The 11,996-nt window shown below is 54.6% G+C and carries 12 protein-coding genes; 10 read left to right on the top strand and 2 right to left on the bottom strand.

Features of this window, described 5'->3' with window-relative positions; translation table 11 throughout:
* Window positions 1-208: 208 nt before the first annotated feature.
* On the bottom strand, window positions 209-985 hold the full coding sequence (murI, locus tag ACFFT4_RS31750) for a glutamate racemase (protein ID WP_378053252.1): 777 nt from the start codon (window positions 983-985) through the stop codon (window positions 209-211).
* Between the two features lie 177 nt (window positions 986-1,162).
* Between murI and ACFFT4_RS31745 the strand changes: the two genes are divergently transcribed.
* The 9 genes from ACFFT4_RS31745 (at window position 1,163) to ACFFT4_RS31705 (ending at window position 9,469) form a co-directional block, all read left to right on the top strand.
* Window positions 1,163-1,915 carry an exodeoxyribonuclease III gene (locus tag ACFFT4_RS31745; protein ID WP_378053249.1) on the top strand — a complete coding sequence of 251 codons (753 nt, stop codon included), beginning with the start codon at window positions 1,163-1,165 and terminating at the stop codon, window positions 1,913-1,915.
* A gap of 17 nt (window positions 1,916-1,932) precedes the next feature.
* Window positions 1,933-2,610: a uracil-DNA glycosylase gene (locus ACFFT4_RS31740; protein WP_378053247.1), complete on the top strand. Its 678-nt coding sequence runs from the start codon at window positions 1,933-1,935 to the stop codon at window positions 2,608-2,610.
* Window positions 2,611-2,712: 102 nt separating this feature from the next.
* Entirely contained in the window at window positions 2,713-3,978 is a 1,266-nt protein-coding gene (locus ACFFT4_RS31735; protein WP_378053245.1) for an AAA family ATPase, read from the top strand.
* Window positions 3,979-3,980: 2 nt separating this feature from the next.
* On the top strand, window positions 3,981-4,469 hold the full coding sequence (locus tag ACFFT4_RS31730; RefSeq protein ID WP_378053243.1) for a hypothetical protein: 489 nt from the start codon (window positions 3,981-3,983) through the stop codon (window positions 4,467-4,469).
* A gap of 148 nt (window positions 4,470-4,617) precedes the next feature.
* Window positions 4,618-5,442, top strand: a complete 825-nt coding sequence (locus tag ACFFT4_RS31725) for a metallophosphoesterase family protein (protein WP_378053241.1) — start codon at window positions 4,618-4,620, stop codon at window positions 5,440-5,442.
* Window positions 5,443-5,467: 25 nt separating this feature from the next.
* Window positions 5,468-6,253, top strand: a complete 786-nt coding sequence (locus ACFFT4_RS31720; protein ID WP_378053239.1) for a tyrosine-protein phosphatase — start codon at window positions 5,468-5,470, stop codon at window positions 6,251-6,253.
* A gap of 76 nt (window positions 6,254-6,329) precedes the next feature.
* Window positions 6,330-7,646: an ABC transporter substrate-binding protein gene (locus ACFFT4_RS31715; protein WP_378053237.1), complete on the top strand. Its 1,317-nt coding sequence runs from the start codon at window positions 6,330-6,332 to the stop codon at window positions 7,644-7,646.
* A gap of 14 nt (window positions 7,647-7,660) precedes the next feature.
* A complete protein-coding gene (locus ACFFT4_RS31710; protein WP_378053235.1) occupies window positions 7,661-8,632 on the top strand; it encodes a carbohydrate ABC transporter permease in 972 nt (323 codons plus the stop codon).
* An 18-nt stretch (window positions 8,633-8,650) separates the two neighbouring features.
* Complete coding sequence (locus tag ACFFT4_RS31705; protein ID WP_378053233.1) at window positions 8,651-9,469, top strand: carbohydrate ABC transporter permease; 819 nt, start codon at window positions 8,651-8,653, stop codon at window positions 9,467-9,469.
* A gap of 149 nt (window positions 9,470-9,618) precedes the next feature.
* On the opposite strand, the gene ACFFT4_RS31700 is transcribed toward ACFFT4_RS31705, so the two are convergent.
* Complete coding sequence (locus ACFFT4_RS31700) at window positions 9,619-10,938, bottom strand: 6-phospho-beta-glucosidase (protein WP_378053231.1); 1,320 nt, start codon at window positions 10,936-10,938, stop codon at window positions 9,619-9,621.
* Between the two features lie 342 nt (window positions 10,939-11,280).
* On the opposite strand from ACFFT4_RS31700, the gene ACFFT4_RS31695 reads away from it, so the two are divergent.
* Window positions 11,281-11,994: a GntR family transcriptional regulator gene (locus ACFFT4_RS31695; protein WP_378053229.1), complete on the top strand. Its 714-nt coding sequence runs from the start codon at window positions 11,281-11,283 to the stop codon at window positions 11,992-11,994.
* Window positions 11,995-11,996: the final 2 nt, after the last annotated feature.

Raw genomic sequence — 11,996 nt, 5'->3', positions numbered from 1 at the left:
TGAAATAAATACAGAGAGCCGAGTTAATCAGAGCAGCGGGAATGCTAAGAAGCAATAAGATTCTTTTCAAGCGATCCTACCTCCCAACCCTAACGTCGACATAGGGAATCGGACAATGTCCTTATCAAACACAAGCAGGCCGCATCACCTTTGACGGGGGCGGCCTATTTGCGTTTATAGCGTATCGCAGAAGCTGGTAAGCTATATCCTAAGAATAATTGTCGCGCAGCCATTGCAGAGCATTCTGCATCTTAACGATGTACGCCGGATCGTTGCCGGTGCACATCAGCTTGACGTCCCCGCTGCCCCGTCCCGACATGACGCCGTAGCGGCTGAGCAGAGAAGCCAATCTGCGGATCGTCCCGGCGTTGCCGTCCACGATCTCGATATGCGCCGGGAGCAATTCGCGAAGAATGTTGCGATAATACGGGTAATGAGTGCAGCCCAGAACGACGATGCCGTAGCGGCCAAGATCGTAATCCGCCAGCTTCCCGAGGAAGTAATCCTTGAGAATCCGTCTGTCGAATTGCAAATCCTCGCAGTAGCGAACCAGCTCCGGGAGCGGCAGAGAATCGACGATTCCCTCCTCGTCCACCCGGGAGACGAGCGCGTAATACTTCGGCATGCTGAGCGTCAGTTGGGTCGCGAAGACGAGCACCCTTCTGCCCGTCGCCCGATTCATCTCCACCGCCGGCTTGACGGCCGGCTCCATGCCGATGATGGGAATGTCGTACAGCTCCCGAAGCTCGTTCACCGCAATGCTCGTCGCGGTGTTGCAAGCGATCACGAGCGCCTCGATCCCTTCGCCCATCATCGTCTTGACCGCGTCCAGCACGTAACCCCGGACTTCCTCTTGCGATTTCGGCCCGTAGGGCACATGAAGCGTATCCGCCATATAAACGTAGTCCTGCGCGGGAAGCCGCCTCAGCGATTCCTCCAGCACGGTTAATCCGCCGATCCCCGAATCGAAAAAACCGATAGTCATAGGTCATCTTTTCCCAGTCGATATATTGAATGCATAAGTTCTTATCCGCCCGTTTCGTTCGATTGAATCCTCTTTAAGGATAGCCAGTTTCCGGACAAAAAACAATCCGCAAGACGTCCCAAAGACAATCTGTGATACACTGGTAAAAAAGGATTCGACAAAGGGGCGGAAGGTGCTATGAAATTGGTGTCCTGGAACGTAAACGGACTGCGGGCATGCGTGAACAAAGGCTTCCTCGACTACTTCCGGGAAGTCGACGCCGATATCGTCTGCCTGCAGGAGACGAAGCTGTCCGAAGGCCAGCTCCAGCTTGCCGTCGGCGCCGAGTACGAACAATATTGGAATTACGCGGAGAAGAAGGGCTACTCCGGCACGGCGATTCTGACGAGAATCAAGCCGTTGTCCGTGCGCTACGGGCTTGAAGAGGATTCCGAGCCGGAGGGGCGGATCATTACGCTCGAGTTCGAGGAATTTTTCCTTGTGACGGTCTATACGCCGAACGCCAAGCGGGATTTGTCCCGGCTCGATTACCGATTGGAGTGGGAGGATCGGTTCCGCGATTATTTGTCCGAGCTGGACAAGCGCAAGCCGGTCATCGCCTGCGGCGACCTGAACGTCGCCCACCAGGAGATCGATATCAAGAACGCCAGGTCGAACCGCGGCAATTCCGGCTTCACCGACGAAGAGCGGGAGAAGATGACCCGGCTGCTGGACGCCGGCTTCATCGATACGTTCCGGCATCTGCATCCCGACCGGATCGACGTCTATTCCTGGTGGTCGAACATGCCGGGCGTCCGGGAGCGCAACGTCGGCTGGAGAATCGACTACTTCATCGCTTCGGCCCGTCTGGCTCCCGCGATCAAGGACGCCTCCATTCATTGCGACATTCTGGGCAGCGACCATTGTCCGGTCGCGCTGGACATTTTCTAGAGAGGAGACAAGCTTGCATGGCCGTTCAATTTCACAACGACTGGGGAGAACTGTTGACTCCCGAGATGGAGCTGCCGTATTACCAGGAATTAAGGAAACGACTGGCGTCGGAATACCGGGAGAGGGTCGTCTACCCGAATCCTTATCAGATTTTCCAGGCGCTGCATTGGACGCCTTACTCGGAAGTGAAGGTCGTCATTCTCGGACAGGACCCGTACCACGGCCCGGGACAAGCCCACGGGCTCAGCTTCTCGGTGCAGCAGGGCGTCAGGCAGCCCCCTTCGCTTCAGAACATCTTCAAGGAATTAAAGGCGGACCTCGGCTGCGAGATTCCGAACCACGGCAATCTCGAGCACTGGGCCAAGCAGGGCGTCCTGCTGCTCAATGCCGTGCTGACCGTGCGGCAGGGCGAAGCGAATTCTCACAAGAGCCTTGGCTGGGAGAAATTCACCGACCGCATCGTCGAGTGCCTGAACGAACGGGAGAAGCCGATGGCGTTTATTCTGTGGGGCCGTCACGCGCAGCAGAAAGCTTCCTTCATCGACGGGAAGCGCCACTGCGTCATCCGCTCCGCCCATCCCAGCCCGTTGTCCGCTCACGCCGGCTTCTTCGGAAGCAAGCCCTTCTCGAAGAGCAACGCCTTCCTCCGCGAGACGGGACAGACGGAAATCGATTGGCAAATTCCTTCGGTATAGCTGTATCCAGATGCAAGATTTCTAGTATTACTATGAACGTAACCAGGTATACTGAGCAATATAAGGTTACATTCCATCCGGAGGTACGAAGGGGGGATTGCAATGCTTAAAAACTTTTCATTCCGAAGCTTTAAAAGTTTTGATCAATCCATATTAGAAATAGAGAAATTGACAGCATTGATCGGCACCAACGCGAGCGGGAAAACCAATGCTATTGAGGGAATTAAAATCCTTTCCGAAATATCCACGGGACGAGAATTGGCGGTTATCCTTGACGGTTCTAAGAACGTGGACAGTGAAATCAGAGGCGGAAGTATCGGGTGTCCCCGAATCGGCGCCGATACTTTTACATTGGGCTGCTTGGTAGATATCGACGAAGATTACGATCTGGAGTATTCAATTACAATCAAAGTCAGCAATCGAGTATTTATACTCGCCGAGCATCTGTTTAAGCTTTCGCCTAACGCCAAACCCGTTTTGATTTTTCAAACAAAAGATACCTCTGACGACTTTAGCGACATTAATGTGGAATACAATAATGGCAGAAAGGGCAGGAACCCCGAGGTTACTTGCCTTCGTTCTGTATCGGTGCTGGCTCAACTCGCCTCTAAGCTGCCTACGACAACTGAGAATAATAAAAAAAATGTGGCTTACATTAATCTCGTTTTGGATCACTTGGGGAAAATTTTGTTTCTGGACCCGCTGCCTAGCCTTATGAGAGATTACTCCAGAATGAGCGATCATGAACTGCGGCCAACGGCCGATAATATCTCTTCCGTGCTTTATGAGCTTTGTCAGAACAAAGATTATAAAAAAAAGCTGCTGGAAGCACTTAAAGAATTACCGGAAAATGAAATTCTGGATATTTCATTTATCAAAACTTCAATTGGCGATGTTATGTTTTCCCTGAAAGAAAAGTATGGCGAACGCTCGGAGTTTGTTGAGGCAAAGCGACTTTCGGATGGCACACTCAGGTATTTAGCCATATTGTCTTCGCTTATTAGTGAAAAACCAGGCAGCATGATCGTGGTAGAGGAAGTAGACAACGGCATTCATCCGAGCAGAATTAAACGCTTAATCCAAGTTCTATCGAAGCTAAGCAGGGAACGACAATTAGATGTAATTATCACCACACATAACCCCACTTTGCTTAATGCCCTTACAAGAGAAGAATTGTTAGGCGTTGTTTTATGTTACAGAGATTCAAGCGATGGTTCGAGCAAGTTTTATTCCCTGCCGGACATAGAGTTTTTGCCTGCTTTATTGTCCAAAGGAAATTTGGGCGATCTGACTGTGAGGAACGAGCTTGTCAAAGCGCTAAAGAATCCGAATCAAAATAATATGGATTTGGGCTGGTTGGGGGTGTAGATATGCACGTAAGTATTATCGATACTTCCATCCTATGCAACATTGTAAATATTCCTCATATGAATCAGAATCATAAGGAAGTTATTGAAGATCTGGCCTTATTGCAACAAGATCGACAGCAAACGTTGATTCTGCCCTTGGCAACCCTTATAGAAACTGGCAATCACATTGCACATATAGCCGATGGCAATCTTAGAAGAAGCCGCGCTCAAACTATGGCTGAATTGATAAAAAGAACGGTGAATGAACAGGCTCCGTGGTCCTATTACGGCAGGGAGTTTGAAAAAGAGGATCTGTTAGCTATATCTGACGCGGTAGTCGAACATGCAGTGATGAAAATAGGTATCGGCGATTTATCCATCGTTCAAGTATATAAAAAATATAAGGATTCTGTTATCCCGATCGCATCGATTAGAATCTGGAGTTTGGACAAGCATCTGCAATCTTATTACGAAGAAATGCCATCACTTCGCAGAAGAAGAGATCAATAAAGAGTTGAAGCGAGGGACGCGCCCCATGGGCTGCGTCTCTTTATTTTTACAAACTTCAGCAATCTCGTTTATACCCAACTTACATACAAGATCGATAATGGTTGTGTACAAGACGTCAACCACAAACTCATTGGAGGCTGAACCTTTTATGACAACCGTTAAATTCGTACACCTGACCGACACGCACATGAACGCTCCCGGCAAGGACGGACTGCTCGCCAAATTCCAGCTCGCCGACAAAGTCGCCCAAGTGTTCCGTTATATCGAAGAAACCAAAATCGCGCCCGCCTTCGTCCTCATCACCGGCGATTTGACTCACGAAGGCGACGCGGAAGATTATGCCTACATCCGCCAAGTGCTTGACGAAGGCTCCCGCCTGATCGGCGCTCCCGTACACGTCGTGCTCGGCAATCACGATCACCGCGGACCTTTCCGCGAAGGCTACCTCGGCGAACAGCCTTCGGAAGAGCCTTACTACTACTCGCATACGATCGACGGCTTGCGTCTTATCGGCCTCAACTCCCAGGTTCCGGGCGATCACAACGGCACGGTCGACGAAACGCAGATGGCTTGGCTGAAGCAAGAGCTGAGCACCGCCGCTCCGAACGGTACGGTCGTGGCGCTGCATCACCCGATGCTCGGCATCGGCGGCATGCTGGGCGACCACATCCTGACGAACCGCCGGGAAATCGGAGAAGCGCTCGCCGGCACCGACGTCGTAGGCGTATTCGCCGGCCACGTCCACTCCGACAATGTCGGCTCGTACCTGGGCGTCGTTAACGTCGCCGCCGCCGGAACCGCCTTTATCGGCAAAGCCGACGCCGAGGAGAACTTCCGCATGATCGACGCTTGCAGCTTTAACGTCGTCTCCGTCACTCCGGGAGAAGGCGTGTCCGTTCAGACGCTCTCCCTGCCGACCAGCGGAACCGAATATTTCAGATTCCCGATGAAGGCTCTGGCCGCCCAACACTAATCGACAACCGAGGAGAGAACGCAAGATGACTCAACAGCTTATGCCCGACTGCCTGCTTCCGCTGCAAGGCGCGTTCAACTTCCGCGACATGGGCGGGATTCGCGCCTCCGACGGACGCGCGATCAAGAAGGGACTTCTGTTCCGCGCCGCCGAGTTGACCGGCCTTACCGCCGAAGACATGCGGTTCCTTGAGCCGATCGGTCTCAGAACCGTCTTCGACTACAGAAACCGCGAGGAAGCCGGCCAGAAGCCGGACCCGGCGATCGGCAGCGCGAGCCTGATTCGCGTGCCGGCCAACGCCGCGGCGGAGGACAAGCCTCATGTGTCGATGGAGCAGCTGTTCGCCAGCGGGATGCACAAGCATTTTACAGCAGACATGCTGCTTAACATGTACGAGGAGCTCCCGATCCGCAACGCCTCTTACCAACATCTGATGGGACTGCTTAAAGAACCCGAAGCCAACCTTCCTCTCGTGCAGCACTGCGCGGGCGGACGCGACAGAACGGGGATCGGCAGCATGCTCATTCAGCTGACGCTTGGCGTTCCGTACGAGACCGTCATGGAGGATTATCTTCTGTCCAATCTCACGTTGACGGAATTTCATCAAGACATGTATAATTCCGCCTCCGCCTATCTGGACCCGTCCGACATGAACGTCTTCCGTACCGCCATGGAGCTGCAGCCGCGCTATCTCGACGCTTCCATGGCCGCCATTATCCAACATTACGAATCGTTCGAGCGTTATCTGGAGGCCGAGTTCGGCATCGACGCCGAGCTTCGCCGGAGCATTCAGGATTATTGCCTGGAATAAAATTGCGGCCGGGCTTTCACTCGAAAGCCCTCGTCGTGAACATAGAAAAGCTTATCCCCGGAGGGAAAATTCGACCATGACAAAAGTGAAAAAGGGAATTTCCGTGCTGCTGGCGTTGACAACCGCCGTCGGCCTCAGCGCCTGCGGTTCGGCGGCCGGCTCCTCTGGCCAGGCCGAGCAGGGCAAGCTGGACCCCGCCAACCCGACCAAGATCACATTCTATTCCTACAGCTTGGGCTCGCCGACGATGAAGGCCGGCATGGAACACCTCATCCAGGAGTTCAACGACACGATCGGCAAAGAAAAAGGCGTTGTCGTCGAAGCGGTAGCCGATCCGACGTACCAGCAGTTTAAGGCCGATATTTCCGCCGGCAAACAGGTCGATATTGTGCAGCATACGTTCAGCACGCTGGACGCGTCCAGATTAAACCTGGGCTTCAAAGCTTATGAGGATATATTTCCGAAGGATCAGCTCGAAGAGCATCTGAAGGGCATCGAGCCGAACGCGCTCGAGCTGGGCAAGATCGACGGCAAAATGTACGGTCTCGCCTTCACGTTCAGCACCCCGATCGTCTTCATGAACGGCAAGCTGTTCCGCGAAGCCGGGCTTGACCCGACCAGCCCGCCCAAGACGTGGGCCGAGATCAAGGACGCGTCCTTGAAAATCAAGGCCGCCACGGGCAAGGACGGCTTCGGCCTCGCTCCGAACAACGGCTGGACGACGGAAGGCCTGATTCTGAGCAACGGCGGAGAAGTGCTCGCGGAGGATCGCAAAACGGTCAAGTTCGCCGAGCCGGCATCCGTCGAAGCGATCGAAATGTGGCAGGACCTGTACAAGAACGGCGCCCACGCGGTAGGCGGGGAAAGCGAGCTGGCGGAGCAGTTCATGGCCGGCAACATGGGCATGTACATCACCTCGACGGCGCTGTACAGCGGCATTCGCAAAGCCTCCGAAGCCGGCGGCTGGGACGTCTACGGAGCAGGCCTGCCGCAATTCGGCGACAAGCCGTCGATTCCGGTCAACTCCGGAAGCATGCTGGCCGTTCGCCCGGACAATCCGACGAAGAACTCCGCCGTCTGGGAATTCATCAAGTTCGTCACCGGCGACCGCGGCTACACGATCATCACTTCGGAGGTCGGCTACCTGCCTCTGCGCACGGCGCTGGCGGACGATCCGAACGGGCTGAAGGACTTTATCGATCAGCATCCGCTTTACCGGATCAACCTCGAACAGTTGAAGCATATCCATCCCGTCGCGATCTGGCCGGGAGAATACGCTTCGGAGATTACGACGCTGTTCTCCGACGCCATCAGCAAATCGGTAATCTCGGACAGCAACGTGGCCGAGACGCTGCAGAAAGCCGCAGACGAAATTAACAAGATGATTCAATAAAGAAGGGAACTGCGATGAACCGAGCACTAGAAACCTCCTATGCACCCCCCTTGGCGGGGAAGCCGTCGATCGCGCGGAAGAGAAGCCTGAACGGCACGAAGCTCCGGCGCAAGCTGAAGCCTTATCTATACCTTCTGCCCGCGTTGCTGCTGTTGGGCATCTGGATGTACCGCCCGCTGTTGAACACTTTTTATTTGGCATTCCACAAGTGGGGCATGGTTCCGGGAACGACGCCGGAATTCGTCGGCTTCGATAATTTTACGCGACTGGCGGAGAACAAGGGCTTTATCAGCTCGATCGGCAACACCTTGTTCTATACGGCCGGCCTGCTGCCCTTTTCCATTCTGATCCCGCTGCTGCTGGCGTCCGTTACCCATCAGATGGAAGGCCGAATGAAAAATGTCTACCGCGCGCTTTTCTTCGTGCCGATGATTCTCGCGCCCGTGTCGGTCAGCGCGATCTGGCGCTGGCTGTTCCACCCGTCCAACGGCCTGGTTAACGACGTGCTGTTCCAGCTCGGAGCGATCAGCCAGCCGATCGCCTATTTCTCGGACCCGAGCTTCGCGAAATGGCTGATCCTGCTCATCACCGGCTGGAAGATGGTCGGCTTCAGCACGATTATGTTCTCCGCGGCGCTCACCGGCATTAACCGGGAATATTACGAAGCGGCGGCGATCGACGGCGCCAGCAGCCTGCGGCAGTTTTACCGCCTGACGGTTCCGCTCCTGTCGCCGATGATTCTGTTCATGCTGACGATGAGCATTCTGTTCTCCAGCCAGTGGACGTTCGCCTATATCGACATTCTGACGACGGGCGGTCCGTACGGCACGTCGACCAACATTTATTACGAGATGTACAAGTATGCCTTCTCCAACCTGAACGCCGGCTTCAGCGCCGCGGCGGCCCTGCTCTTCTTCATCGTGTTCGGGATCATCTCGCTGACGCTGAATCAGCTTTCCAGAAGGTATTCCTTTTACGACAACTAGGACAGGAGGAGCTCCCCGATGAAGAAAAAGCTTTCTGGACTCGTGATCGCGCAGCATGCGGTGCTTGTCGTCATGTGCTTGATCGCCCTGTTCCCGATCTACTGGATGGTTAATTCCTCGTTCAAGAACGAATCGGAGATTTTCACGTCCTCTCTGATTCCGCATAGTCCGATTTTCAGCAACTACACATATGCCTTCGAGCAGATGCCGATCGTCCGCATGATGTTCAATTCGTTCGGCGTCGCCAGCCTGCTGACTCTTTCCCAGTTGGCCACCGGCATGCTGGCTGCCTATGCGCTCGTTCGCTGGAGATTCCGCGGGCAGGGATTTATTTTCGCCCTGCTTAGCTTAACCTGGCTGATCCCGTTTCAAGCGGTCATGATTCCCAATTACGTGCTCGTTAATCAGCTCGGCTTCAACGAATCGATGATCGGAATCGTGCTGCCGTTCGCCGTCTCCACATTCGCGATTCTGTCGCTCTATCAGAGCTTCAATTCGTTCCCTCGCGTGCTTATCGAGGCGGCCTGTATCGACGGACAGAGCGACTTCGGCATTCTCATGCGGCTTATTCTGCCCAACATCAAATCCACCGTGGCTTCGCTCGGCATTATCCTGTTCATCAACGGCTGGAACGAATACTTGTGGCCGATGCTGATCACGAAGAAGATGGAGAATGCCCCGCTGCAGATCGGCCTCCGAATGTTCGTCAATTCGGACACGAACATGTGGGGCTCGCTGATGGCGGCGACCGCCGTATCGTGTCTGCCCATCCTCCTCATCTACCTCGTTCTGCGCCGTCAGATCGTCGACTCGTTCGTTCGCTTCGGCATCAAATAACGACGACCTGCACTCTCCAATACGATTCGCGATTTGCTGAATGCTGTGCCCTACATGCTGCAGCAGCCGAACGCGCACGAACGACAAACACCCCGCCAAACGCACGATTACGCGCTTGGCGGGGTGTTCGAGTCGAGCCGGGAAGAGATTTAAGATTGGAACTGCGGCAAATAAGGCTTGTTCTCCTCCAGAATGTCCATCAGAATGCTGCGCGCCAGATCGGCGGTGCCGACGAGCGGGTGCAGCGCCAGCGCCTGCAACGCCTTGTCGCGGTCGCCGTGCGCGGCCGCTTCGACCGTCAGCTCTTCGTACGCTTTAACAAGCTGCATCAGACCGCGGATCTCCGGGCCAACGAGATTGGAGGGCTGCACGGGATGTGCGCCTTCGGCGTCGACGACGCAGTTGACCTCGATCGATGCGTCGTCGGGCAGGAACGGAAGCAGGCCGCCGTTGCGAACGTTGACCGTCTGAATGTCCTTCCTGTCGTTGTAGATTGAAGACATCAGGTTTACGGCCACTTCGGAGTAATACGCTCCTCCGCGCTGCTCCAGCTGCGGCGGCTTGATCGCCAGATCAGGGTCCTTGTACAGCTCGAACAGCTCCGCTTCGACGCGCTTCACGACGTCCGCTCTCGTCCCCTCCGTCTTCAGGTCCTCCAACTGCTCGGCCAGCATCTCGTCTCTCATGTAGTAGTAACGATGATAGCTGCAGGGCAGAGCGCCGAGCGACCGGAGGAAATCGCCGTCCCACTCCAGATCGGAAATGTTTTTCATCGTCAGCCCTTTCGCCCCTGCAGCCTTGGCAAGGAACGAAGCGGTGACGTCCGATCCGTCGACCACGATCTTCGTCGTCCAGTTCAGATGGTTGATGCCGACCATCTCGAGTTGAACCTTGGACGCGTCAACGCCGTAAAATTCCGCGATCTGCATGCGCAGCCCGATCGGCAGATTGCACAGGCCGATTGTTCGGACCCTGCTGTATTTCAGAGCGGCTTCCGTCACGATGCCCGCCGGATTCGTGAAGTTCAGCAGGAACGCTTCCGGAGCGAGCTCCTCCATCTCCCGGCAGATCCCGAGAATGACGGGAATCGTCCGCAGCGCCTTGGCGAAGCCGCCCGCCCCCGTCGTCTCTTGTCCGATGCAGCCGTATTTCAGCGGAATCCTCTCGTCCCGGCCCCTCGCTTCCAACTGCCCGACCCGTAGCTGCGTCGTCACGAAGTCCGCCCCCCGGATCGCCTCCTTCCTGTCGAGCGTCAGATGAATCCGGATGTCCGCCCCAGCCTTCTCGACCATGCGCCTCGCAAGCGCCCCCACGATCTCCAGCTTCTCTCTGCCCGCTTCGACGTCGACCAGATACAGCTCCTTGACGGGCAGCTCGGCTCCGCGCTTGATCAGGCCCTCCACCAATTCGGGCGTGTAGGAGGACCCTCCTCCGATAACGGCTACCTTCAATTGTTCCTTCCGTGCCATTTCCCTTGCTCCTCTCCGCTTGCGCCGGACAATACGCCGGCTCTCTCTGTTCGCTGCGCCGCTCGGTTTCCCGCTTCCGCCTTTTCACTCTTTATTTGTAGTAACAATATAAAAATTATATTATTTGTCGTAACATTTAGTCAACGTATATTGTCGAATAACGATAGATTTTTGCACCTTCCCTCTCGAAATTTGTCCTCAAAATGCGATGGACCATAATTTAGAAATTCATCAATTTGTAATAACCTTTCGTCTGGAACGATTGACGGAAAACTGTGCTCTTTTTTATAATATTTGTCTATGCTATACTAATTCCAAAAGAATGTGTGGAGGAAATTTGTTGTGACAAAGAGGCAGAACAGTTCCTTGTACTATAACATCAAAGAGAAGCTGCTCAAGCAAATCCAAACAGGGATTTACAGCGTTGGACAAAAGCTGCCAACCGAAGCCGAGCTGTGCGTCATGTACAACGCCAGCCGCACGACGATCCGCCTCGCTCTGAACGAGCTCGAGTTCCAGGGCATCCTTGAACGGGTCCAAGGCAGAGGCACGTTCGTCAAACGGAAGGAGCTTCAGCTTATCCAGACCCGCAGCTTTACCGAGGACGTTCTTATGCAGGGCAAGGAACCGCGCAGCAAGCTGCTCGAAGCGAAGGTTATCCCGGCCGAAACGCCGCTGGACGAATTTCTTCATATTCCTCCCAGCGCGCCCATCAACCAGCTTCTGAGAGTGCGCTACGCGGACAACGAGCCGCTGCTGTACGAACGGACCCATATCGCTTGGAGCATGGCCCCCGGCCTTATTAACGATTACAAGGACGGCTCCCTGTTCGACTTTCTGGAATCGAAGTACAACCTGAAGGTGCATCGCGCCGTCGAACAATTAAAGCCCGTGCTCGCGGACAAAACGGCCAAAAAGCTGCTTCACGTCAAGGAAGGCTCGCCGTGTCTGCAGATCAAGACGTTCACTTATCTGTCCGACAACACCCCGCTCGAATACAGCTTCGGCGTCTTCCGCGGCGATTTTCCCAACTATACGATCGAGAGATTTTTCTAGCG

Source organism: Cohnella cellulosilytica (assembly GCF_042431195.1).
Taxonomy (GTDB): Bacteria; Bacillota; Bacilli; order Paenibacillales; family Paenibacillaceae; genus Cohnella; species Cohnella cellulosilytica.
This window is presented reverse-complemented; position numbering and strand designations above follow the sequence as displayed.

What these genes read in the sequence shown, in the direction of transcription:
- murI (WP_378053252.1), bottom strand. Translation starts at nt 985, where the DNA reads ATGACTATCGGTTTTTTCGATTCGGGGATCGGCGGATTAACCGTGCTG.
- ACFFT4_RS31745 (WP_378053249.1), top strand. Translation starts at nt 1,163, where the DNA reads ATGAAATTGGTGTCCTGGAACGTAAACGGACTGCGGGCATGCGTGAAC.
- ACFFT4_RS31740 (WP_378053247.1), top strand. Translation starts at nt 1,933, where the DNA reads ATGGCCGTTCAATTTCACAACGACTGGGGAGAACTGTTGACTCCCGAG.
- ACFFT4_RS31735 (WP_378053245.1), top strand. Translation starts at nt 2,713, where the DNA reads ATGCTTAAAAACTTTTCATTCCGAAGCTTTAAAAGTTTTGATCAATCC.
- ACFFT4_RS31730 (WP_378053243.1), top strand. Translation starts at nt 3,981, where the DNA reads ATGCACGTAAGTATTATCGATACTTCCATCCTATGCAACATTGTAAAT.
- ACFFT4_RS31725 (WP_378053241.1), top strand. Translation starts at nt 4,618, where the DNA reads ATGACAACCGTTAAATTCGTACACCTGACCGACACGCACATGAACGCT.
- ACFFT4_RS31720 (WP_378053239.1), top strand. Translation starts at nt 5,468, where the DNA reads ATGACTCAACAGCTTATGCCCGACTGCCTGCTTCCGCTGCAAGGCGCG.
- ACFFT4_RS31715 (WP_378053237.1), top strand. Translation starts at nt 6,330, where the DNA reads ATGACAAAAGTGAAAAAGGGAATTTCCGTGCTGCTGGCGTTGACAACC.
- ACFFT4_RS31710 (WP_378053235.1), top strand. Translation starts at nt 7,661, where the DNA reads ATGAACCGAGCACTAGAAACCTCCTATGCACCCCCCTTGGCGGGGAAG.
- ACFFT4_RS31705 (WP_378053233.1), top strand. Translation starts at nt 8,651, where the DNA reads ATGAAGAAAAAGCTTTCTGGACTCGTGATCGCGCAGCATGCGGTGCTT.
- ACFFT4_RS31700 (WP_378053231.1), bottom strand. Translation starts at nt 10,938, where the DNA reads ATGGCACGGAAGGAACAATTGAAGGTAGCCGTTATCGGAGGAGGGTCC.